Source organism: Aerosakkonema funiforme FACHB-1375 (genome assembly GCF_014696265.1).
Lineage (GTDB): Bacteria > Cyanobacteriota > Cyanobacteriia > Cyanobacteriales > Aerosakkonemataceae > Aerosakkonema > Aerosakkonema funiforme_A.
In genome coordinates this window covers 1-23,070 of record NZ_JACJPW010000126.1, presented here as the reverse complement: position 1 = coordinate 23,070, position 23,070 = coordinate 1, and the positions used below count along the sequence as shown (strand labels likewise).

Annotated in this window: 16 protein-coding genes and 2 pseudogenes; 11 read left to right on the top strand and 7 right to left on the bottom strand. The window is 48.5% G+C overall.

Annotation, left to right across the window (positions count from 1 at the left end):
* From H6G03_RS31730 to H6G03_RS31715, 3 genes are all read left to right on the top strand, one after another.
* A partial coding sequence (locus tag H6G03_RS31730) for a radical SAM protein (protein WP_190473922.1) occupies positions 1 to 909 on the top strand: 909 nt, incomplete at its 5' end.
* A 253-nt stretch (positions 910 to 1,162) separates the two neighbouring features.
* Positions 1,163 to 2,404, top strand: a complete 1,242-nt coding sequence (gene argJ, locus H6G03_RS31720) for a bifunctional ornithine acetyltransferase/N-acetylglutamate synthase (protein ID WP_190473918.1) — start codon at positions 1,163 to 1,165, stop codon at positions 2,402 to 2,404.
* A gap of 9 nt (positions 2,405 to 2,413) precedes the next feature.
* On the top strand, positions 2,414 to 2,590 hold the full coding sequence (locus H6G03_RS31715) for a hypothetical protein (RefSeq protein ID WP_190473916.1): 177 nt from the start codon (positions 2,414 to 2,416) through the stop codon (positions 2,588 to 2,590).
* A 68-nt stretch (positions 2,591 to 2,658) separates the two neighbouring features.
* Here the strand turns inward: H6G03_RS31715 and H6G03_RS31710 are convergent, their stop codons facing one another.
* Complete coding sequence (locus tag H6G03_RS31710) at positions 2,659 to 6,507, bottom strand: PAS domain-containing hybrid sensor histidine kinase/response regulator (RefSeq protein WP_190473914.1); 3,849 nt, start codon at positions 6,505 to 6,507, stop codon at positions 2,659 to 2,661.
* 374 nt (positions 6,508 to 6,881) lie between these two features.
* On the opposite strand from H6G03_RS31710, the gene H6G03_RS31705 reads away from it, so the two are divergent.
* The gene (locus H6G03_RS31705; protein ID WP_190473933.1) at positions 6,882 to 8,708 is read left to right on the top strand and encodes an aspartate kinase; all 1,827 of its coding nucleotides are present in this window, start codon (positions 6,882 to 6,884) and stop codon (positions 8,706 to 8,708) included.
* 242 nt (positions 8,709 to 8,950) lie between these two features.
* Here H6G03_RS31705 and H6G03_RS31700 read toward each other — a convergent pair whose 3' ends face one another.
* From H6G03_RS31700 to H6G03_RS31685, 4 genes and pseudogenes are all read right to left on the bottom strand, one after another.
* On the bottom strand, positions 8,951 to 9,346 hold the full coding sequence (locus H6G03_RS31700) for a phage holin family protein (protein WP_190473911.1): 396 nt from the start codon (positions 9,344 to 9,346) through the stop codon (positions 8,951 to 8,953).
* Positions 9,347 to 9,621: 275 nt separating this feature from the next.
* A pseudogene (locus tag H6G03_RS31695) lies at positions 9,622 to 9,982 on the bottom strand (phage holin family protein).
* Between the two features lie 187 nt (positions 9,983 to 10,169).
* Positions 10,170 to 10,886 (bottom strand): ExbD/TolR family protein, encoded by a 717-nt coding sequence (locus tag H6G03_RS31690; protein WP_190473909.1) that lies wholly within the window; start codon positions 10,884 to 10,886, stop codon positions 10,170 to 10,172.
* 95 nt (positions 10,887 to 10,981) lie between these two features.
* Complete coding sequence (locus tag H6G03_RS31685) at positions 10,982 to 11,668, bottom strand: MotA/TolQ/ExbB proton channel family protein (RefSeq protein ID WP_190473930.1); 687 nt, start codon at positions 11,666 to 11,668, stop codon at positions 10,982 to 10,984.
* Between the two features lie 299 nt (positions 11,669 to 11,967).
* Here H6G03_RS31685 and H6G03_RS31680 point away from each other — a divergent pair, with 299 nt between their 5' ends.
* The 7 genes from H6G03_RS31680 to psbM all read left to right on the top strand — a co-directional run bounded on the left by H6G03_RS31680 (position 11,968) and on the right by psbM (position 21,053).
* Positions 11,968 to 12,288: a YkvA family protein gene (locus H6G03_RS31680; RefSeq protein WP_190473907.1), complete on the top strand. Its 321-nt coding sequence runs from the start codon at positions 11,968 to 11,970 to the stop codon at positions 12,286 to 12,288.
* Positions 12,289 to 12,631: 343 nt separating this feature from the next.
* Entirely contained in the window at positions 12,632 to 13,204 is a 573-nt protein-coding gene (locus tag H6G03_RS31675) for a PadR family transcriptional regulator (RefSeq protein ID WP_190473905.1), read from the top strand.
* A gap of 7 nt (positions 13,205 to 13,211) precedes the next feature.
* Positions 13,212 to 14,963 carry an efflux RND transporter periplasmic adaptor subunit gene (locus H6G03_RS31670; RefSeq protein WP_190473904.1) on the top strand — a complete coding sequence of 584 codons (1,752 nt, stop codon included), beginning with the start codon at positions 13,212 to 13,214 and terminating at the stop codon, positions 14,961 to 14,963.
* A 173-nt stretch (positions 14,964 to 15,136) separates the two neighbouring features.
* Complete coding sequence (locus H6G03_RS31665; protein WP_190473902.1) at positions 15,137 to 18,253, top strand: efflux RND transporter permease subunit; 3,117 nt, start codon at positions 15,137 to 15,139, stop codon at positions 18,251 to 18,253.
* A 211-nt stretch (positions 18,254 to 18,464) separates the two neighbouring features.
* The gene (locus H6G03_RS31660) at positions 18,465 to 20,144 is read left to right on the top strand and encodes a TolC family protein (protein WP_190473928.1); all 1,680 of its coding nucleotides are present in this window, start codon (positions 18,465 to 18,467) and stop codon (positions 20,142 to 20,144) included.
* A 171-nt stretch (positions 20,145 to 20,315) separates the two neighbouring features.
* Positions 20,316 to 20,621, top strand: a complete 306-nt coding sequence (locus tag H6G03_RS31655; protein ID WP_190473926.1) for a 2Fe-2S iron-sulfur cluster-binding protein — start codon at positions 20,316 to 20,318, stop codon at positions 20,619 to 20,621.
* Between the two features lie 312 nt (positions 20,622 to 20,933).
* A complete protein-coding gene (gene psbM, locus H6G03_RS31650) occupies positions 20,934 to 21,053 on the top strand; it encodes a photosystem II reaction center protein PsbM (protein WP_190473924.1) in 120 nt (39 codons plus the stop codon).
* Between the two features lie 85 nt (positions 21,054 to 21,138).
* On the opposite strand, the gene H6G03_RS31645 is transcribed toward psbM, so the two are convergent.
* Both H6G03_RS31645 and H6G03_RS31640 read right to left on the bottom strand, forming a co-directional pair.
* Positions 21,139 to 21,969 (bottom strand): universal stress protein, encoded by an 831-nt coding sequence (locus H6G03_RS31645; protein ID WP_190473900.1) that lies wholly within the window; start codon positions 21,967 to 21,969, stop codon positions 21,139 to 21,141.
* Positions 21,970 to 22,153: 184 nt separating this feature from the next.
* Positions 22,154 to 22,903, bottom strand: a pseudogene (locus H6G03_RS31640) (adenylate/guanylate cyclase domain-containing protein); the annotation flags it as partial.
* Positions 22,904 to 23,070: the final 167 nt, after the last annotated feature.

Sequence of the window (23,070 nt, the reverse complement as noted above, 5' to 3'; positions counted from 1 at the left end):
CACGAAAAGCACGGCGTCGGCTTCTTCATTCTCGCCGACGAAGAACCGACCATCAACCGCAAGACCTTCATCAAGTTCTGTCAGGAGCTGATCGACCGCGGCCTGCCGGATAAAGTGAAGTGGGGGATCAACACCCGCGTCACCGATATCTACCGCGACAAGGAATTGCTGCCCTTCTACCGCAAGGCCGGGCTGGTCCACGTCAGCCTCGGCACCGAGGCTGCGGCGCAGATGAAGCTCGACCGGTTCAACAAGGAAACCAAGGTCGAGGAGAACAAGCAGGCGATCAAGCTGCTGCGCGACGCGGACATCTTCGTGGAAGCGCAGTTCATCGTCGGGCTCGACAACGAGACGCCCGAGACGCTGGAGGACACCTTCCAGATGGCGTGGGACTGGCAGCCCGATCTCGCAAACTGGGCGATGTATACGCCCTGGCCCTACACCCCGCTGTTCGAGACGCTGAAGGACCAGGTCGAGGTCCATGATTTCAGCAAGTACAATTTCGTGACGCCGATCATGAAGCCTGCGGCGATGGAGCGCGGGGAGCTGCTCGACGGTGTGATGAAGAACTACCGCCGCTTCTACAGCCGCAAGGCGCTGTTCCACTATCCGTGGCGCGGGACGGGGTTCCGGCGCCGCTATCTGCTGGGGTGCCTGTGGGCCTTCCTGCGCGCCGGGTTCAAGCGCACCTTCTACGATCTCGGCAAGGCCGGATATTGGGGCCCGCAGACCAAGACACAGCTCGACTGGCACTTCGACGAAAGCCGCCTTGCCGCCGCCGACGCCGCGACCGACTGGGAGACCAATGCCGACAAGGCCGCCCAAGCGCAGGAGCGCCGCGAGGCGGTGCGCGCGCAGATGAAAGAGCGGGGTGAGGAACGCAAACGGGATCGGATTGATGCCCGCTGAGCGGCGCATCCTCGGGCGGCGGCGCACGGAGCCGCTGATCGGGCCCAATGCGGTGCTCAAGACGGTCGAGGTGATGGAGGAGCGGCTCGGCCACGCCGAGACCGCCGCCACGCTCCCCCGCTCCCCCTCTTTCCCCTAGTCCCTAGTCCCTAGCCCCTATTCCCTAACCCCTAACCCCTAACCCCTAACCCCTTTCTTCTCTCCCTTTGATATAATCCCCTCGCAAGCAAGTAAAAGGCTGGAGGGAGAAATTATGACAGATTGGCAGGAAATAAGCGGAAACGTCACAGCACCCAGAGGGTATCGTGCGGCGGGGATTAAAGCGGGATTGAAACCTTCGGGGCTGCCGGATTTAGCTTTAATTGTGTCGGATGTGGAGGCAATTGCCGCCGGAGTGTTCACCACCTCCGTTGTTCGCGCCGCGCCTGTGGATTATTGCCGTCAGCGCCTGCAATCTAAACCTAGCGCCCGTGCTATACTCTGCAACGCCGGACAAGCTAACGCCGCCACAGGTTCGCAGGGTTGGATCGATGCGATCGAAAGTGCCCAGCAATTAGCGCAAGTGTTGAACATTCCCTCGGACTATGTATTGGTAGCATCCACCGGTGTCATCGGTCAACGCATTAAAATGGATGCCCTCAAAGCTGGTATTCCCCAAGTCGTCGCCGCGCTATCGGAAACTGGGGGCGATGCAGCTGCACAAGCGATTATCACCACAGATTTGGTGACAAAATCGATCGCTTTGGAAACCACAATACACGATCGTCCGGTGCGAATCGGCGGAATTGCCAAAGGTTCCGGTATGATTCATCCCAATATGGCAACAATGCTGTCATTTGTTACCTGCGATGCAGCGGTTTCTCCTTCTTTATGGCAGCAAATGTTGAGTCGTGCGGCAGATAAAAGTTTCAATCAAATTACGGTTGATGGGGATACCAGTACTAACGATACTTTAATTGCTTTGGCAAACGGTCAATCGCGCACTCCCGCAATTACAGAAATGGGTGCAGATGCAGAAAAATTGGAGGCGATGCTAACAGCAGTTTGTCAGTATTTAGCAAAAGCGATCGCACGTGATGGCGAAGGCGCTACTTGTTTGATGGAAGTAGTAGTTTCTGGCGCAACTGACGATAAAGCAGCGCGTCAAGTCGCTCGCACTATTGCCGGTTCATCTTTAGCTAAATCAGCTATTTTCGGTCGCGATCCTAACTGGGGAAGAATTGCCGCCGCAGCTGGACGTGCTGGCGTGCAGTTCGATCAAGGAGATTTGCAAATCAGTTTGGGGAATTTTTTGTTAATGGAAAATGGGCAACCTTTGGCATTCGATCGCGCTGCTGCTAGTGCATATTTGAAAGCTGCTGCTGCTGGTGCATATTTGAAAGAAGATACTGTTTTAATTTCGGTGAGTATCGGTAACGGTTCCGGCTTTGGTAAAGCTTGGGGATGCGATTTAAGTTATGACTACGTGAAGATTAACGCGGAGTATACAACTTAAATTTGTCAGATGTCAGCAGTCAGTTCAATTTTGCAATTGACTGCTGATATTTGTCAATTGAAAAAAGGCGATCGCACCTTTCGATCGCACGGTATTTGCATCATCCAAAATTACGATACAACCAGATGTAACGAACAACCAGATCGAGTCGTGCAAGAATTTTTGGAAATAATGAATCAATCTTAAATATTATTACGATCGCTTCTTTTTAAATCTCTATTCAAAACTTAATTTACTAACATTTCCTCCCCCACTCACCCATTTTTAATTTTCACAAGTTGAACGATCGCACCGACCAACTCATCAGCATCTACCGGCTTCGCTAAATGCCTATCAAAACCGGCAGCCAGAACCTTTGTGCGGTCTGTTTCCATCGCATATGCTGTCAGCGCCACAGTCGGAAGCATACCCCCAGTCTGCGACTCCAAAGCCCTCACCTTGCGAATGAGATCGTAACCATCCTCGTGGGGCATTCCGATATCGCTGACCAGTACATCCGGATTCCATTCTGCCAATGCTTCCAGTGCCGAACTAACTGATGTCACAGCCTTGACTTGAGCGCCATATTGTGATAGAGCAGCTTTCAGAAACTCTAGCGTATCCGGTTCATCATCAACAACGAGTACCCGCACGCCGGAGAGGGGGAGAGTGGGGGAGTGGGGGAGGGAGGGAGTAGGGGAAGAATTTGGTTCTCTGACTATTTTGGTTTGTTCCAGAAGTGGCAGATAAACCGTGAAAGTTGCACCCAGTCCTTCTCCGGCACTTTCTGCTTTAACTGTACCGCCGTGCAATTCTACCAGGTGACGGACAATTGCCAAACCGAGTCCCAGTCCACCGTGCGCCCTTGTGGTTGTGCTATCGGCTTGGCGGAAGCGATCGAACACGTAAGGTAGAAATTGGGGACTGATACCTTTACCCGTATCGCTTACCGTGATTTGGGCATACGATCTTGCAGATGGATTGAATTTCAAATTCGAGATTTCAGATTGCAGATATAAAGCAGAATTTTTGTGTTCAATTTGCCATCTTAAATCTGAAATCTGCAATTTCTCCAGTTGCACCTCCACCTTTCCCCCAGAAGCCGTAAACTTAATCGCATTGGAGAGCAAATTCCACACAACTTGCTGCAAACGGTTGAAATCACCAGATACCGTACAACCCCTATCTTGGCAGAGCAACTTAAGTTCGATACCCTTATCTTGAGCAGAGGGACGTACAGCTTCAGTTGCGGCTTCCATAACAGCAACCAAATCGATCGGATGGAGACTCAGAGAAACTTTACCTCGCAGCATTCGCGAGACATCCAGCAAATCTTCGATCAATTCACTTTGCGATCGGGCATTGCGTTCGATCGTCTCCAAAGCGCGATCGCTCGTTGCTCGATCGAACTGGCGCTTCCGCAGCAGAGTTGCCCAACCCAGTATCGCATTCAAAGGTGTCCGCAACTCATGGGAGACGATCGCCAAAAACTCATCCTTAATCCGATTTGCCTCTTGAGCTTGTGTGTACAGCCGCGCATTGTCAAAAGCCAAAGCAGCGCGGTAAGCCAGATCTTCTGCCAAAGCTAGATCGCTTGGCTGATACCGACACCGCGACTCTGTGCCAGTAAAAGAAATTACACCCAGCGTTCGCCCCCGCGCCACCAAAGGCACCACTACCAACGATTTGGGAGCGAGTTCGCCCATAAACCGATAACGATCGACATCGCTGCCCTGCGCCTCAAACAGCTTAAAAATATTGCCTTCTGAGCCTGCTTCGGAAGCCACATTAAGCAAGCTGGCTGTATAGTTGCAAACATCTTCAATCAACAACGGTTGACCGCTACGCAGCACTTGCGCTACCGGCGCATTCGAGTTGGAGTCCAGCGGGTAGGATTGCAATTCCTCAAGCAGTCTTTCTTGCGATCGATCTTTGTGGGCAAAGGCTACCAGGCGGATCTGCCCCCCATCCTCCCATACGAAAATAGCGCAGTAGTCCGCTAGGTAAGGCACAGCCAAACGCGCTACGCTTCTCAGAGTCGTCTCGTAGTCAAGTGTTGCCGTTAACACTTTACTAGCTTCTGCAAGAAACCGCTGCGCTTCTTCGGCCCGATGCAGTTTAGTAATATCGCGTCCCACCCCAACAAGTCCGATCACTTCCCCATCACCATTTCGTAACGGAGATACGGAAGTTTGACAATATTCAGTGCCATTAGCGCTTTGAAACAACCACTCATAGATCGCCGTTTCTCCAGCAAGCGCCCTTTGATTGGCTTCTTCGTGAATTGCCGCCGCTTCCTCACCTAAAATCTCGCGGGGAGTCTTGTCCAAAAAGAATTCCGGTTTAACACCCGTCTTCTCCCACCAAGAGCCAAACACACCCGTATGGCGCTGTTCCCGATCCAAAGTAAAGACGATATCCTGCATAGAATTAACGAGAGTTCGGAATCTTTCCTCACTTGCTTGCAGGGCTTCCTTAGCCCGCTTGCGTTCGGTAATGTCGTAAAAAGTCATGATTCCAGCAACGATCGCCCCTTCGTAGCTGTAGATTGGGGTAGATCTGACGCGCATTATACCACGACTGCCATCACCGCGCTGGAAATTAATTTCCTCATCGGTGATCACCTCACCAGTAGCGATCGATCGCGCTAAAGGCCATTCTTCGGGTGCGTAAAGTCGTCCATCCGGATGGAAACCCCTGTAATTCTTCTGGTATTGCAGAATGCTATCAGCTTCTAGAAAAGGCTGATGCCAAATTTTCTCCACCAACTTATTGCCTAGAAGTAACCTTCCCGAAGGTGCTTCAGCGATGATGGCTGCTGCCGGCATCTGCTGTAACACAGCTTCTAAGAGTGCCTGTTCGCTTTCGAGGAGTTTAATTAATTTTTCGCTTTTTACTTGTGCCCGTTTGCAATCGCTGATATCTGCAATTGCAGCGATTGTACCGGATATATTACCTTTAGCATCGTACATCGGTGCCGCCCAGATGGAAACGTCTATTTCCGCACCAGATTTTTTCTGCCAACGCACTTCCTTGGATGTAGAATTTTCGATTTCTTGTAATCCCAAATCTAAAATTACCGATCTAATATCTAATGGTACTTCTTGTGCGCTCCAGCCAAATATACGTTCGGCAGATGGACTCCACATTTTGAGCTTCCCTTGCACATCAAGAGCAATAATGGCTAGGGGGGAAGCTTGAATGAGGCACTCCAATCTTTGATTGCTTTCTAACAGCGCTGACTCAGTTTGTTTGAGCTTAGTGATATCGCGAGTAATGCCCAAAACATATTCGATCGCACCATTTTTGTCAAATTCAGGAACGAGACGCGATTGATAATATTGAGTTTCTTCTGTAGCGCGAAACTCGTACTCGATAACGCGCTCTTCGAGCGTTGCAAATACATATTGAAGATGATTTTGCCAGAAAGAACAAATCTCATCTGGCATCCCTAAATCCCGATTTGTTTTGCCGATAAATTTTGATGCTGGTATTCCCGTTGCTTTTTCTATTGCTGAGTTAACATAGACGTAACGTAATTCTTTATCGAAACGAGCCATAATATCTGGTGAAATTTCCACCAGCGCCTTGAATTCTCGTTCTCTTCGGTGTAATTTTTCGTCTTCCTGGAGTTGCGTTTCCTTAATAGCAGCGAACACACCACCCACTTTTCCCGTTTCATCCCAAATTGGACTACAACAAAAAGTGAAGTAGTGCTGCTTTGTATCACCGTTGCTATCTGGAGACAGCATTAGCTTTTCCGATCGGACAACCTTACCTTCCAGAAGAACTGCTTCCACTATTGGGCCGATCGTTTCCCATTTTTCTGACCAACAGCAATGCCCCGGCTGTCCCAAAGCGCGATCTTGTGTTGCTGTACCCAGTATCGGGCGACAAGCATCATTGTAAAATTGGATGAGTTCTGGCCCCCACCAGACGATCGTCGGGAAAGGAGAAGCCAAACAGATGCACGCAGATGTTCGCAAACTCGCCGACCAAGTTTCCACAGCGCCAAGGGGAGTAGCCGACCAGTCAAGCGATCGCATCAGTTTACCCATTTCCCCGCCATCAGGGAAAATTTCCTTGAGTAAATTTGTCTTCATAGGTTCGGGCAAACTATCCATATGCCACCCTCCTTCTTATATATTGGCCGATTCGGCCTTACGCCATACCCGATGCAGCTGTTAGGCGAGTGCTTACTAAGAGTGCGATCGTTTAAAGCGCTAACTTTCTTCTTTATTGTTTATTATTGTTTCCCCAAACGGGTAAATGTGTCTTTTCATACTCTCTCAAGATTTTGATAAACAAAAACGAAGTTACACTGATACCCTCTTGCATAGTCTGGTAAGTTAAATTAGTCGATCGCTATTTAACGCCTCTATTCGAGCTGGTGAAGCGGCGATATTTTTCAGCCGCAGCAGCAGCCAACGATAAAACCCTGTCAGGTTTTGCGCTTCAATGGGTCAAGAAAGCAGGAGGCTCTTGGGAAAATAAGATTATGGCACTAATTGTTCAAAAATACGGTGGCAGTTCAGTTGGGTCGGTAGAACGTATCCAAGCAGTAGCACAGCGCGTCTGGAAAGCAGCCCAAGCTGGCAACTCTTTGGTAGTAGTTGTTTCAGCAATGGGTAAAACGACCGACGGTCTAGTTAAACTAGCTTACGAAATTTCCGCCAATCCCAGTCGTCGGGAAATGGATATGCTACTTTCGACAGGCGAACAAGTTTCGATCGCTCTGCTGAGTATGGCATTGCAGGAGTTGGGACAACCGGCCATTTCCCTGACTGGTGCCCAAGTTGGCATTGTGACGGAAGCCCAACACACCCGCGCCCGCATTCTGCGAATTGAAACCGATCGCATCGAGCGTCACCTCAAAGAAGGTAAAGTGGTTGTCGTCGCCGGTTTCCAAGGCATCAGCAGTACGGAAGAGTTGGAAATTACCACATTGGGGCGCGGTGGGTCAGACACTTCTGCCGTCGCTTTGGCAGCGGCACTATCTGCTAGCTGTTGCGAAATTTACACCGACGTACCGGGAATTTTGACAGCAGACCCCCGCATCGTTCCGGATGCCCAGCTAATGTCGGAAATTACCTGCGATGAAATGCTGGAATTGGCTAGTTTGGGCGCGAAAGTGCTGCATCCGAGAGCAGTGGAAATTGCCCGCAACTACGGCGTGCCTTTAGTAGTGCGTTCTAGCTGGAGTGACGAACCGGGCACCTGGGTAACTTCCAATATACGTCAAAAACGGGCGTTGGCAGATCTGGAACTCGTCCGTCCGGTAGATGCGGTGGAATTCGATACCAATCAAGCTAAAGTCTCACTGCTGCGAGTACCCGATCGTCCGGGAATAGCAGCGCGATTGTTTGGCGAAATTGCCTCGCAAGAGTTACAAGTTGACTTGATTATTCAATCAATTCACGAAGGCAATTCTAACGATATTGCCTTTACTGTCAGCAAAGGCGTTCTCAAAAAAGCCGAAGCTGTAGCAGCTGCCATTGCACCCGTCCTCCGAGGTAACAGTTCCAAACTCGACGAAGCAGAAGTAATCGTAGACGGGGAAATTGCCAAAGTCAGTATCGCCGGTGCCGGTATGATCGGACGTCCCGGTGTAGCGGCGCAAATGTTCGCCACTCTGGCAGATGCGGGAATCAACATTCAAATGATTTCCACTTCGGAAGTGAAGGTCAGTTGCGTTGTGGATGCGGATGATTGCGATCGCGCTATTGCCGTCCTTTGTGCCACCTTCGATGTTAACTGTTCCCCAGTCGAAGCGATCGACACAGAATGGGAACATCATTCTGCTGTTCCCCCCTCATCTTCCCCCATTCGTGGCGTTGCGCTAGATCTCAACCAAGCGCGTGTAGCGATCCGCCACATACCAGATCGTCCCGGAATGGCAGCGCAATTGTTCCAACAATTAGCAAAGCATAATATCAGCGTCGATACGATCATCCAATCGCAACGCTGTCGCATCGTCGATGGTACTCCCAGACGAGATATCGCCTTTACCGTGGCCAGAGGTGATGCCGAAGCGGCTAAAAGAACGCTGTCAGAGGCAGTTGCCGATTTGGGGTGCGGAGATATCGTAGTAGATAATGCGATCGCTAAAGTCAGCGCCGTCGGTACAGGAATGCAAGGACAGCCGGGAGTTGCAGCACGTTTATTTGAAGCACTGGCAAAACATCAAATCAACATTCAAATGATTGCCACCTCCGAAATTAAAATTAGCTGTGTGGTCGCACAAGAACAAGGCGTTACAGCTTTGCAAGCCATCCACGCTGCTTTCGGACTTGCCGGTACTCAAAGAATCGAAGTTCCCGCTTAATAATATCATGTCCCCTAGCATCGGTTGCCCAAAAAAATCGCTTTCTTATCAGCTATAGGCTGCGTTTATCTGCTTACATCTGCGGTAAAAATTTAACCCCCGATCTCCACAGATAACATTTCGCATCACTCATATACTACCGATGCAACCGGACTCGATCTGAGATCTATATTGATAGACCGCAGAAACCCGGTTTCTTGAAGAAACCGGGTTTCTCTGTAACCAATTCAGATCGAAAGCGCTTACGCAATTGCGGCTGGTTGACCGACAACAAAACTTGTAATTAAACTGCTTACCAAAGAAAGTGCGATCGCCACAAATACAGCACTTATAATTCCCTTTTCCAAACGGAAGCCAGTGACGAATCGACGCGCTAAAGTTAAAGCGATCGCATTGATGAGAAATGAAAACAAACCCAATGTGAATACCTTCGCAAAAAACCCGTATATGCCAAATGTGAAGAAATTAGGTACTGTCAGCACAAAAAATGTAATCAGCGAGTTGATAATCCCAAAAACCGCTGCTGAAATATAAGCTATGCCAGGGTTATCAATTTCAATTCCCAACGGCAGTTTGGTCAGAATCAGCAAACTAGAAGCAGTGACCAACCAAGTTACCAAAATATCAACGAAATCCATATTAAAACTTCCTCCGATCTATCTATTATTTGGCACGGCAATATTTAAAGTTGCCCCAAATTACGCAGTTTTAAGTTAAGGCGCAATCAAAACACCTTCAATAACTACCCTAACTACGCAAGATAGGCTCTTCCATCTGCTCATTGGTATAAATGGATCTACCTCTAAAGGTCGGAGTTGGCTAATGCCTATGTTTGGATGAAGCGAACTGCAATCAAATTTAGCCATTAGTCATCGACTTCCTTAAGAAGGACTAATGGCTAATTACTAACTAATCAATAAATCAATCTAAAAATCAAGGAATTGATGAGACCGAGTGCGATCGCACCGAAAAAAGCACTTCCATTAACCCCAACGCAAGCGAAATCCTTCTACTAACCAAGCTGCCAATCCAAAAATGATGGCATTAATCGCAGCTAAGAACAGCCATTGCAGTAAGAATAAAGTTAGCAAGTTCGGTACAAAAAACAGAACTTTTAAAACTGGTTGTAAAAGCGCGTTTAAAATTCCAAAAACTGCTGCCGAAGTCAGCGCCTTATTAAATCCATCTATTTCTACTCCCAGCGGCAATTTAGAAATGATGAACAAGCTCACAGAAGTTACAAGCCAAGCCATTAAAATTGCAATTAAATTCATAGCAAAACCCCATTTAAAACTTGAGAATTGACAATCTAAATTCAAATCAAGACCTTAGCTAATCAAAAAGAAAGATGTATCTATCTTTCGGAATAGATATAGTCACCAGGTTGATTATTTATGACGTTGTTAATTTCACAAAAGCCTTAATTTTAGCTTCTTTTTTTTGACTTTTGACTTTTGACTTTTACTCGGTTGAAGTTCCGGGAGTCGGCACTGTTCCCGGTGCTTGGGGAACTACTCCCGAAGGCGGAACAGTAGGTGTTAAAACTCCACTACCGGGAACAGAGGGAGAAGGAGTAAGCGTTCCGGGTGGCTGTGCGGGGTTGGGCGTCGCGTAGGGGTTGTAGGGATTGTAGGGGAGAGTATTTGTGCCTGTGCCTGTGTTTGGCGTCAAACCGGGAGTGTTTGTAGCGGGTGGAGTGAGTCCGGGGGAATAAGGTGTTAAACCTGGAGTAGGAGAAGGAACTGGCGAATCGATCGCTCGATTGGGTGTATCCGGTAGGGTTGCCAAGGCGACGCGATCGCCCCCAAAGAGCCGCATTTTATCCAGAACTTGCACCACATCGTTATAAAAAGCCGTCTTGGAAGCATACAGAACCATCGTCCCTTCCGGATTGGTCTGGCGATATTCCCGCAATTTTTGTTCCAAATTCTCTGGCGTCACCAGTTCATTTTCTACATAGATTTGATTAAAAGGATTGATACTGACAATTAACAGCTGGCGCGTCTGCGCTGGCGTCGTGCTGCTGCTAGCTTTAGGCAAATCGACGTTAATTGCCTGCTGACGAGTGAATTGCAAAGCAGCCAGGATAAAAAATGTGAGGATACAAAAAATGACATCAATCAGGGGGATTAGCTCAATTTTGATGTCATCGGATGGGGAGTCAAGATTAATCTTCATTCTGCAAGCGGGGCTAGAGTGGAAATGTACGGAATGGGAGAGTGCGATCGGTCAGAGCAAAAATAGCAATACCCTGCGGTCTGCCTCACTGGACACTATTCGGCATCCTCAACGGCATTAGCACTATCCAGCTTTGGCTTTGGCTTTTCGCGAGTGCTGCTATTGTTGTAGCTGGCAGGATGGCTATCTTCTAGTTGTAAGCGCGACCAAAACTGTCGATATAGCAACTCTAATTCATTGCCAGATTTACGAAAAATTTTGACTTGGTTGAATAAAAAAAGTTGAAACAAGCGGTAAAATGCCAGACTGAAAATGGCTACCACCAATCCGCTAGCCGTACTGATTAAAGCTTGACCGATACCCAAAGTTGCCTCAGATGCCGCCGCCGTTCCGATATCGCTAATGCGAAGGTCGCGCAGGGAGACAATTAAACCCCAAACCGTGCCGAAAAGTCCCAGTAGGGGTGCCAGGGCAATCACCGCTTCTAAGATTTTGTCACCACGGCGCATCGCACCCAATTCTTCTTCCGCCGCTGTTTCCAATGCGAGTTTAAACACTTCCGGTTCCGGTTGGGGCAAGCGCAAGGGGGCATACATAAAGCGCCCGATCGGCTTATTCGATGACCGTCTGGCAATTTCCGCCGCTGTTTCCCAATCTTGAGAAGCAGCATCCAGAACGCGGTTGACGATATCTTTTTCCTTAGTCAAAATTTTTGTCCAGAACCACAGACGTTCCAGGATCACGGTCAGCGACAGAATTGACAGTACCAGCAAAGGCCACATTGCCGGCCCGCCGTCCCTAAAAAGTTCGAGATTGTATATTTGCTTAAGAATCTCATCCACAGTTTTCGTTTCCTCCGTTCGTACTTCGTCGCTATGCTCGTCCTGCCGGTCAACAGTAACCAGTTTGGGGCAACTCAATTTTAAAGAAATGAGGCGCGACTGGTGCGGTCATCACCTTCGTTCAATTCAGAAAAGCCCTCAAACTCCTCCAAAACAGCCCAACATAGCTAATTGCGGATATCCGCACCCACAGCCGCTGTGGCATTTGCCACAATAAAAAGTAACTAGAGGCTACAAAAATGAACTTCTCAATTCAATCACTTTATAACTGGTATCGCAACACCATTCGTAACCCCAAGTATCGCTGGTGGTTGATTTTAGGATCGTTGCTTTACCTTTTCAGTCCGATCGATATTGCACCTGATTTTATCCCCGTTATTGGGCTAATTGACGACGCTGCAATTATGACGCTGCTAGTTTCAGAAGTATCCCAGCTGTTAATCGATCACGTCAAATTGCGTCAAAGTCAGAATCCAGCTAACACTTCCGAAAATAACGCTTCTGCCCCCTCTTCAGTTGAAGATAAAGTTGTTGACGTAGAAGCTGTTTCGGTCAAATAGCGATAACGAAAATCTCAAAACTGAATCATATCATCCCCATCTCAGCAAATTGTAAATTCCTCCCAGTCTCTCGGACTGGGAGGAATTTGTTTTTGTAGCAATTTCCGTTAACTCTCTTCCCGTACAAATTCACCCTATTGGGCGACCCAAGGGTAGGAGGTATTCATCTAAAGGCTAGCAGGAAGATGAATCTTTAGAGGGAAGCAATCTCTAGCATTTCTATAGAACTTAGTAGTACTACTGTTTCTAAGTCAGTACCGTGCTTACCAAAAGTTAACCTTCCTCCAGCCAAGGATGTTAGATTATCAGCATACCTTTTGCCTGGTATATCAGACCAATATATATGCTTGAGTTAGCTACCCTGGGTCTACTTCTGAGCGAGCCACTGCACGGTTATCGGTTAAAGCAGCAACTGGAGTTGTTTATGAGTAGCTGCATCAGCGTCAATTATGGAGCCATATATCCTTTGTTGCGGCGTCTAGAAGAGAGCGGCTATATCGTCACGCTAGGACAAGAACCCGGAGCAGCAGGCCCAAGCCGCAAAACTTATGGAATTACCGCCACGGGGCGCGATCGCTGGCGGCAAAAAATGTTGGAACATCCACATGAGAGCTGGGTCAACACTCGCTCTCGCTTTACGATCAAGTTTTTCTTTTTTAGCAATTTAGAATCCGCAGAGCGGGTCAAGCTACTCGAACACCGCTTAATGGTTTGTCGGCTGCGTCTGGAAAGCCTGGAGATAGAACCGATGCCAGCAGATCGCTACCAATCAGACGCTTGGAAGAGACACTTTGCTATGCTCCAAGACGAAATTAACTGGCTGCGATCGCAACTACGCAAAGAGCAGAATGGCCCAGGAACAGAGGAAGATTTAAGGGTAATTACCACAAATCACCGCTCTTGTCAATTAAGTTAGGAAAATCATGCACCACCAGAAAACTTCGCAACCGACCAATGGCAAGTATGCCAGCACATCAATTCTCCAGGAGGAGGTGCCATCCGAATTAAATAGCGAGCAAATTGTTGAGCAAAATACGACTGAATCAACTCAGCCTCAGCCTCCAGCGACAAAAAATTGGAGCGTTATTTATAACATTTTGGCAGCGATCGTTCTCTTAGGTGCGGTCGGAGTCGGTTGGCGGTGGTGGCAGACTCAACAACCAGCTTCACCTCCAACACCAACAGCCGCAGCCAGACCGATGGGAGTCCCCGTCAAACTCGCGCCTGTGGAGACAGCCACTCTGCAAGAAACTTCCGACTTTGTGGGCACATTGGAATCGCAGAGATCGGTAGAAGTGCGATCGGAAACCGAGGGTCAGGTGATGCAAATTTATGTAAAACCGGGAAACTTGGTGCGCCAAGGCGAAATCATCGCGAGGCTTAAAAGCGATCGAGTCCAAGCAACCCTCAACCAAGCAAAAGCAGGTTTAGAGCAAGCACAAGCCCGCCTTAGAGAACTAAAAGTCGGTAGCCGTCCAGAAGAAATTGCCCAAGCCCAAGCCCGCGTATCCCAAGCCCAAGCCCGTCTGGCAGAAGCCCAGTCGGGGAGTCGTCCGGAAGAAATCGCCCAAGGCAGAGCCCGTTTAGCCCAAGCCGAAGCGCGTTTAGCCCTAGCGCGTGCAGGTACTCGTCCCGAAGAAATCGCCCAAGCAAAAGCTCAAGTCGATGCAGCTCGCGCTTCTGCCCAACTCACCGCCGAAAGAGCCAATCGATATAGCCAACTAAGACAACAAGGTGCGATCTCGCAAGACCGAGCGGATCAAGCCCTTGCAGAAGACCGCAGTGCCCAAGCGAACTTGCGAGAAGCCGAACGGCGTCTCCTCCAACTACAAAACGGCACTCGTTCCGAGGAAATTGCCCAAGCAGAAGCAACCGTTCAAGAAGCGCGACAAGCTTTAGCACAATTACAAAAAGGGCCGAGATCGGAAGAAATCGATCGCCTCAAAGCAGCCCTAGAACAAGAAAGACAAGCTTTACAACTGCTACAGAACGGTAGGCGTCCGGAAGAAATCGCCCAAGCAGAAGCCCAAGTTGCCCAAGCGCAAGCGCAAGTGCGATCGGCTGAAGTTCAACTGGACGATACTAGAGTCACTGCGCCCTTTGCTGGTGTCGTCGGTGACATTCCCGTCAAAGTGGGAGACTACTTAAGCAAAGCAGACATCCTGACCACAATTACCCAAAACCAATCCTTAGAGCTAAATTTAGCAATCCCGATCGAACGTCAACCGCAATTGCGCTTGGGACTGCCAGTAGAATTACAAGGCGTCGAAGGTTCCTCTAGGGGTCGGATCAGTTTTATCTCGCCAAAAGTCAATACCGAATCCCAATCTCTGCTTGCCAAAGCTACCTTTGATAATTCCAGGGGACAACTGCGAGATGGACAATTTGTGCGAGCCAAAATCATTTGGAATACTCGCCCTAACACCGTAGTAGTACCCACAACCGCCATAATTTTCCAAGGTCAAGAGCGATCCATTTACATAGCTGGGCAGGGACAGCAAGGTTCCCAGATAGCAAAACTGCAACCGATAAAACTCGGTTTAGTGCAAGGCGACAAAGCCGAAGTTGTGGAAGGATTGCAACCGGGAACCCAAATTATCGTTTCCGGCAATCAAAAATTAGCTGATGGCGCTCCTATAATGCCCCTTCCTCCCGAAGAGCAAGGTAGTAAGTGAGAGAAGAGAGGGATTAGGGCGTCGGGACTGGGGGCTAGGGCGTCGGGAAGAGGAAAAAGGGAAAAGGGAAAGGGAAAAGGAAAAAAATTAATTCTGCAACTCAGCCCCTCAGCCCCCACTCCCCCACTCCCCCACTCTTCCCCTAGCCCCTAGCCCCTAACCCCTAACCCCTGATGTTCACCAATTTCTTTATCAAAAGACCGGTCTTTGCCTCCGTCTGTTCCTTGCTAATTATTCTGGTGGGAATAGTAGGTTACACGCGCTTACCGGTACAGGAATATCCGAGCATTGACCCGCCCGTAGTCAGCGTCAGCACCGTTTATCCGGGTGCTAACCCGCAAGTTGTAGAAACAGAAATTACCGAAATATTAGAAGCGGAACTCAACGGAGTTGAAGGTATTAAAACCCTGACTTCAGAAAGTCGGGAATCCGTCAGTACGGTTACCCTTCAGTTTGAACTCAGCCGCAACCTAGAATCCGCAGCTCAAGACGTGCGCGATCGCGTGTCCCGCGTTACCGGCAGATTACCGGATGATGCGGAAGCGCCCGTAGTCAGTAAACAATCGGGCGATTCCTCACCCATTCTCTGGTTTGCCTTGTACGGCGAAAAATTTTCCACCTTGGAATTGAGCGATTACGCCGACAAGTTAATCGTAGACGCCATAGAAACAGTACCGGGAGTCAGCAGCGTCATTATTGGCGGCGAACGACGCTATGCGATGAGAATCTGGCTAGATCCGCAAAAAATGGCGGCTAGAAATCTCACAGTTCTCGATGTCGAGCAAGCACTGCGTCAGGAAAACGTAGAAATTCCTTCCGGTTTGGTAGAAGGAGAAACATCGGAATATTCTGTTCGCACCTTGGGAAGACTGCAAACGCCGCCAGAATACGAAGCATTAGTTATCAAACGCAATCAAGATGGCACTCAAGTCACTCTTAAAGACATCGGCAGAGCCGAAATTGGAGCGGAAAACGAACGCTCCTTCGTGCGTTTCAAACAACAACCAGCGGTGGGTTTAGGTGTAGTGAAACTTTCCAATGCTAACACGCTGGATGTTGCCGAAGGTGCCAAGGAAAAGATGGAAGAACTCTCCCATAATTTTCCAGAGGGAATGAGTTACCAGATTGCTTTTGATAGTTCTGCCTTTGTAGAATTGGCGATCGAAGAAGTTTGGGTAAGCCTTTATTTATCGATCGCACTCGTTGTCTTGGTAATCTTCATTTTCCTCCGCGATTGGCGTGCCACCATAATTCCCACAGTAACAATTCCCATTTCCCTCATCGGCGCTTTTGGCGTGATGTTTTTTATGGGATTTTCGGTGAACACGCTAACTTTGTTTGCGCTCACCCTATCCACGGGTTTGGTGGTAGATGACACCATTGTGGTGCTGGAAAATATCGTGCGCTACATCGAAGAAAAGCGCATGGCTCCCTTTCCAGCGACTTTTGAAGCAACGACAGAGGTGGTGTTTGCAGTTATCGCCACTACCGTAGTCTTGATTGCGGTGTTTGTGCCGGTCGCCTTTGCTGCCGGTACAACCGGTCGGTTGTTCAACGAATTTGCGCTGACGATCGCCGGAGCGGTAGTATTTTCTTCGATCGCCGCTTTGACTTTAGCTCCCGCTATGTCGGCTAGATTGCTCAAACCGTCGCAAGAAAATGCTAGAAGCAGACGCTTTTGGCTGCTAACTCCGATTTTCTGGTTGCTGGACTTTTTTGAATGGGGAATAAACTGGACACGGGATATATATGCTGCATCTCTCCGGTTGCTGATGAAATTAAAATTAGCGATCGTCGTGTTGTTTTTGATCTCTTTGGCAGTGACAGCGTGGCTGTTTCAGCTTATCCCGGTGGGATTTTTACCAAACGAAGACCGAGGTGCGATTTTAACGGTTGTCCGAGGGCCGCAGGGTGTTACCCTCAACTACACAGACAAAGTGATGCAGCAGGTGGAAAATGTTTTGAGTCAGGTTCCCACGATCGACAGTTACTTTGCCATTGGTGCTTTTGGAGGCGGTTCTGGGGTAGGACAAGTTAACCAGGGATTTGTGTTTAGCAGACTCAAACCTTGGCAAGAGCGTCCACAGCCTTCTCAATCCCAAGAAGCTACAATCGGTCAGCTGTTCGGTCGATATATGCAAATCACGGACGCTTTGGTGATTCCAATTAATCCTCCTGCTTTACCAGGGGCGGGATTCAGTCAGCCGGTGCAATTTGTGTTGCAAGGGAATAATTTAGAAACGCTGGCACAAGAAGCGGATAAGTTAGCTCAAAAAGCGCGACAGCTGCCCCAACTGGTGAACGTGGATACGGATTTAAGACTCAATCAACCAGAGTTGATTCTGACGATTAACCGGGAGCAAGCTGCTAATTTGGGTGTGTCGGTGCGAGATATTTCCCGCACGCTGCAAATTCTCTTGGGCGGACAAGAAATTACCAGCTTTAACCGGGAGAATCGGCGCTATGAGGTTGTGGTGCAAGCAGACGATCGCTTCCGCGCTTCTCCTGAGAATATTCGCGAGTTTTATGTGCGTTCCCAGCCCGGACAAATGATTCCGCTGACTAACTTGGTGAAGGTGACTCCTTCAACGACGCCTCCTCAAATCAATCACTTTAATCGATCGCGAGCTGCTACTATTTCTGGTAGTCCCGCTCCGGGTCAAAGTTTGGGTCAGGCTCTCGATGCTTTGCAGAATCTGGCGCAGCAGCAACTACCGACTGATATCCGCACTACTTTGTCGGGTGAGTCGCTGGAGTTTAAAGAAGCCGGTCAATCGACAATTTATATTTTCGGTCTGGCTTTAGCATTTATTTTCCTGGTTTTGGCTGCCCAGTTTGAAAGTTATATCGACCCTTTAGTGATTCTGTTAGCTGTACCCCTGTCCCTGTTGGGTGCTTTTGGGGCTTTGTTGCTGCGGGGTTTGGATTTAAATGTGTACAGCCAAATTGGTTTGATTATGCTGATCGGTTTGGTGACGAAAAACTCGATTTTGATCGTCGAATTCGCCAACCAATTGCGCCAAGAGCAGAATTTGCCGATCGCCAAAGCTGCTATTGAGGCTGGTTTGGTGCGGTTTCGTCCTATACTGATGACGGCATTTTCCACTATTTTTGGCTTAATTCCGCTGGCTATCGCTACCGGTGCCGGTGCTGCCAGCCGGGTTTCTTTGGGAATGACCGTCTTAGGGGGTATGCTAATTTCTACCTTCTTGAGCCTTTACATAGTGCCGGTGTTTTACGTCATCGCTACTTCGGCTCAAGCTCGGCTGATGAAAGGGCGTCGGGAATAGGAAAGTCAAAAGTCAAAAGTCAAAAGTCAAAACTAGGAATTTATTGGATTTAAATAGCCAATTTTCGTTTTAACGCCATATAGATCGATATTTCTCCTTTTTGCTCTTATTTTTGACTTTTAAATTTTGACTTTTGACTTCCTTCCCTCTTCCCGACGCCCTAGTTTGCACAAATTATCAGCCATCTAGGCAGCAAACGATTCCAAAATATATGCCAAAATTTCGTCATTTTGTGGTTGTGAGTGTGAGTGCTGCGTTAGCAGAGTTGACAACGATTCTCGGTAGCAGTACGCCTAGTTTTGCTCTAAACAATGAGTTGTGTCGGGACGCTGCGTGCCATGTCTCGACATCCCACGATAACGGTGTGCTGACTCAGAATCGTTTACCCAGCCGTCAAACTGGGGTAGAGCAGCACATCGTCAAAAATCAAGATAATGCTAATAATGCGTCATTAGGGGCGGATTTGCACATTGAAATGTCAAACGATCGCTATAATACTGCCGACAAAAACCGATTAATCGCTCAAAATCGCGTCCCGGAAACTTTAGTCCCCAGCAATCTCCAACCCAATCCCAATCCTTTACAGTTTCCGACTCGACCGGAAGAAGTGAATATAGAGGTGACGCAGCCCCTGACGCTGCAACAAGTTTTGGAACTGGCGCGGCGTAACAATCGACAGCTTCAGATCGCGTTGCTTGAGCTGGAACGGACGCGGGCGGCGCTGCGAGAGGCGCAGGCGGCTTTATATCCTACGGCGGATCTGCAAGTGGATGCTGCTGGTGGACGATCGACTCAGAGCGAATTGAGTATTGAGCGAGCAAATCGGCAAGGGGTAGATCAAATAGAAGAAGGCTCGTTTAGCATTAACGGAACGTTGGGATTGAGTTACGATCTGTTCACCGGCGGTCGTCGCGCTGCCCAAATTCGGGCAGCGGAAGAACAGGTGCGGAACAGCCAGCTGGAAGTCGAGCGTTTGAGCGAACAAACTCGTCTGGACATCACGAGTGCTTATTACGATTTGCAACAATCCGACCAACAAGTCCGCATTTCCCAGGCGGCTGTGGAGAACGCCCAGCAGAGTTTGCGGGATGCCCAACTACTGGAGCGGGCTGGATTGGGAACTCGATTTGATGTCCTGCGTGCCCAAGTTCAGCTGGCTAATGAAAACCAAAATTTGATTCGCGATCGCTCTCAACAGCAAATCAATCGTCGCGTTCTGGCGCAGTTATTAAGTCTGCCCCAGTCTGTGAATCTTTCTGCTGCCGATCCGGTGGAAATTGCAGGTTTGTGGGATTTAACGCTGGAGCAAAGCATCATACAAGCTTTTCAGAACCGTGCGGAATTGCAACAGCAGTTAGCCCAAAGAAATATCAACGAAGAGTTGCGACGCGCCGAGCTGGCTGCCCGCAAACCTCAGCTCAATTTATTCGCCAATTACAATGTTTTAGATGTATTTAACGACGGTCTTGGAATTGCCGATGGCTACTCTATAGGAGCAAGGCTGCGCTGGAGTTTGTTTGATGGCGGATCTGCACAAGCTAGAGCTGCTCAGCGACAAGCTGACAAAGAGATCGCCGAAACTCGCTTTGCCGATACCCGCAATCAAATCCGCTTGCAGGTGGAACAATCTTATTACCAGTTGCAATCGAACTTGGAAAATATTCAAACCTCTAATGTCGCCTTGGATCAAGCGAGGGAAGCTCTCCGTCTGGCTCGTTTGCGCTTTCAGGCAGGTGTGGGCACTCAAACTGAGGTGATCGATGCCGAAACTGAATTAACGCGGGCGGAAGGTAACCGGGTACGAGCTATTATCGACTACAATCGGGCACTGGCAAATCTGCAACGGTCTATTAGCAACCTTTCTAGCAGCGCTCCTGCTGTTTCTCGCTAACTTAGAATTTCGGCTCAATTGACCGCCTGACTGGTAGCACGTCAGGCCAGTTTTGTCATAGCAGCGACATAATTTGTAATATTTCTTAAAATAAGGTAAATTTAAGTAAAATAAAATGATAGCTATGAAGGGCTTGCGGTTATGGAGACTTTGACGCAGAAGGCATCTTTAATGGGTAATATCAAATTTGTCAAGGAAAATACAGAAATAGTTGTAGCCAGCGGTGCTAATTTAAGACAGAAAATGCTGGAAAATAAGATCGACCTTTACACTTTCATGGGAAAAGCCATGAATTGTGGGGGTTACGGTCAATGCGGTACCTGCGTTGTCGAGATTGCTGAAGGTATGGAAAACCTTTCGCCGCGTACTGAGGTGGAAAATCGGAAACTGAAGAACAGGGGCCAAAATTGCCGTCTGGCCTGTCAAACGATCGTAAATGGCCCAGTTAGCGTGGTTACGAAGCCGTCCAAACGTTAAGTAGGTTGTTTGTTTTGAGCGCTTTGTGCTGCTCGTCAGGTATTTCTAGAGCGCCAGTCCAGTACTTACAAAAACGAGGTTATTCTCATCCTTAAGAAACCTAGTTTTTAGCTCCAATGAGCCAATACTGGACTGACAATAAATTTGAGTCTGCTACCTTCTTTTTCGGGCTCAATGTTCTTATCGATCTCCCCCACTCCCCCACTCCCCCGCTCCCTCCTTGGAATAAACAGGTAATAGCAGCGGATTCGGTATGACGTTCTAGTGGTATCCTAGTGATGTAAAATTGCTGTGAAATCAAGGCTGGGCTTTATGCAGGTTAATGATTTAGGGTTTCTGGCAAGCATCCTGTTTGTGCTTGTACCAAGTGTGTTTTTACTAATTCTGTACATTCAAACCACTACCCGCGAAAGCGGTAAAAAAGCTGATTAATGCAGCGCTGAGCAAAAATCCGTCAATAAAGAGAGTTTTGAGTTTTGAATCAAGTTTATTTAACTCAAAACTCAAAACTCAAAACTTAACCGACAGTGCGTGCCAACAATACGGGACAGTTGGCGTAAACTCGCACGTAGTCTGAGAGAGAAGTGCCCAACAGTCGGTCTAAGTCTGGGAGACCTTTGGCGATCGAAGGACGACGATCGGGAGATCCTAGCATTAGCAGGTCTGTGCCGACTTCCTCGGCAATGCGACAAATTTCTTCACCAGGCTTGCCAGTGCCGATAATGCAGCGATAGGCAACGCCCATTTTTTTGGCTTCTGCGACTGCCGGTGCTAGAACGGGATTAGTTTCGGGGCTGCTGCTTTCTACTTTCGGGTTGATGCGAACTAGAATCAGCTGACCGCCTTTGATATCCCGTAAAAGAGACAGAGCCAGCTTCAATGTTTCTTTAGAGGCTTCGGACCCATCCATTGCCACCATGATTTTGGAGATTTTTTTGACGTAGATATCGTCTTTGACCAACAGCATGGGGCGAGCGGAGAGCTGAAAAACATACTGACTGACGGAGTTTTCCAGAATTGACTCTAGACGCTTGAGTCCGCGAGAACCCATAATAATCAAATCAGCGTCGATTTCATCGGCAACCTCGCAAACTATACTCTTGGGGTCGCCTTGTCGCAACATGGCGTTGACGTGATTGGGATCTAATTGCAAGCTCTGAATGGCAGTGGCGAGAATTTTGCCGCCTTCTTCCCACTTGGCGGTCATGCCATCGGAGGTTACTTGGGGAGAAACGACGTGCAAAACGGTTACAGAGGCGGGTTTGAGGGAAGGAATTTCCATCAACGCCTTGAGCATTTCTTCAGTATGACCCGTTCCGGAGTCGGCTAGCAATATTTTTTCTATCATCGGTTTGTCTGCTTGAGATCGGAATCTATCAGATTTTTTTGGTGTTTGATTAAGCGGAGATCGGGCATTTTCAATCTATCTCTCAAGATAGAACGAGTGCGTGGCTTCTTTAGCAAGTCTTTTACAAGCTGTTACAGAAAAGTTGTTTATCGCTGGCATATACATCTTCTAATAATACAAATTGTTAAGTTTTTTCCGATTGTGGTTGTTTTTCTACCTTCTTACTAACGACGCGATAGATCTCCACGCTTTGCCGTCGGCCTTTCAAATCGATCGGCCCCCAATATTCGACTTGAAATTTGCCGTCGATGTAAACGAAAGTTTCGCGGGCAATTAGTACGCGGCAGTTGCAAGGTTGAAGATCCTTGCAGCAACTTTCCAAACGGGAGGCAATATTGACGCTATCGCCGATGATGCCGTATTCTAAGCGGTCTTTGCCCCCCAAACTACCGGCCACGACTGGGCCTGTAAAAATACCGACTCGCATTTGAATTGTGGGTAAGCCGCGACGAAGCAGCTGGGAGTTGAGTTCTTGGAGACGATCGCCCATTGCGAGGGCGCAAGCTACAGCTGAGTAAGCGTCCTGAGCTATTTCTTCTAGTGTGGTGCGACATATGGGTACACCAAACACCGCCATGATGCCATCGCCAGTAAATTTATTGATGATGCCGTGATGAACTTGCACTTCTTGGGCGATCGCGCTGAAATATTCATTGAGCCATTCCAGCAAAACGGTGGGCGACATTTGTTCGGCGATCGTGCTGAAATCTTTGATATCGGAGAACAACAAAGTCGCGGTGAGAGTTTGTCCGGGTAATTTGCCAGATTTGAGCAAGCGATCGCGGTGTTGCCAAAAGGCGGCGGCAATTTCCGGCGAGGTGTTCTTTCCCAAGAGTTTCATCACCATCTGCTGCTGCTGGTAGGAAGTGTAGGAGTAATCTTCTAGTAGGAGTTAAACTGGACATTTCCGGACATTCCGTGACATAATTTCGGATGCTACCTAAAACAAGCCAAAATTCATGCCAGAATCAGCAATATTCGCCGCGACGTCATCCAGAAAATGACAACAGACTTGAGTCGTCGGGTATATTGCATCCGCAT

What these genes read in the sequence shown, in the direction of transcription:
- H6G03_RS31655 (WP_190473926.1), top strand. Translation starts at nt 20,316, where the DNA reads ATGGGTAATATCAAATTTGTCAAGGAAAATACAGAAATAGTTGTAGCC.
- H6G03_RS31710 (WP_190473914.1), bottom strand. Translation starts at nt 6,507, where the DNA reads ATGGATAGTTTGCCCGAACCTATGAAGACAAATTTACTCAAGGAAATT.
- H6G03_RS31665 (WP_190473902.1), top strand. Translation starts at nt 15,137, where the DNA reads ATGTTCACCAATTTCTTTATCAAAAGACCGGTCTTTGCCTCCGTCTGT.
- H6G03_RS31680 (WP_190473907.1), top strand. Translation starts at nt 11,968, where the DNA reads ATGAACTTCTCAATTCAATCACTTTATAACTGGTATCGCAACACCATT.
- H6G03_RS31705 (WP_190473933.1), top strand. Translation starts at nt 6,882, where the DNA reads ATGGCACTAATTGTTCAAAAATACGGTGGCAGTTCAGTTGGGTCGGTA.
- H6G03_RS31700 (WP_190473911.1), bottom strand. Translation starts at nt 9,346, where the DNA reads ATGGATTTCGTTGATATTTTGGTAACTTGGTTGGTCACTGCTTCTAGT.
- H6G03_RS31715 (WP_190473916.1), top strand. Translation starts at nt 2,414, where the DNA reads ATGTCAGCAGTCAGTTCAATTTTGCAATTGACTGCTGATATTTGTCAA.
- psbM (WP_190473924.1), top strand. Translation starts at nt 20,934, where the DNA reads ATGCAGGTTAATGATTTAGGGTTTCTGGCAAGCATCCTGTTTGTGCTT.
- H6G03_RS31660 (WP_190473928.1), top strand. Translation starts at nt 18,465, where the DNA reads ATGCCAAAATTTCGTCATTTTGTGGTTGTGAGTGTGAGTGCTGCGTTA.
- H6G03_RS31645 (WP_190473900.1), bottom strand. Translation starts at nt 21,969, where the DNA reads ATGATAGAAAAAATATTGCTAGCCGACTCCGGAACGGGTCATACTGAA.
- H6G03_RS31690 (WP_190473909.1), bottom strand. Translation starts at nt 10,886, where the DNA reads ATGAAGATTAATCTTGACTCCCCATCCGATGACATCAAAATTGAGCTA.
- H6G03_RS31670 (WP_190473904.1), top strand. Translation starts at nt 13,212, where the DNA reads ATGCACCACCAGAAAACTTCGCAACCGACCAATGGCAAGTATGCCAGC.
- H6G03_RS31685 (WP_190473930.1), bottom strand. Translation starts at nt 11,668, where the DNA reads ATGTGGCCTTTGCTGGTACTGTCAATTCTGTCGCTGACCGTGATCCTG.
- H6G03_RS31675 (WP_190473905.1), top strand. Translation starts at nt 12,632, where the DNA reads ATGCTTGAGTTAGCTACCCTGGGTCTACTTCTGAGCGAGCCACTGCAC.
- argJ (WP_190473918.1), top strand. Translation starts at nt 1,163, where the DNA reads ATGACAGATTGGCAGGAAATAAGCGGAAACGTCACAGCACCCAGAGGG.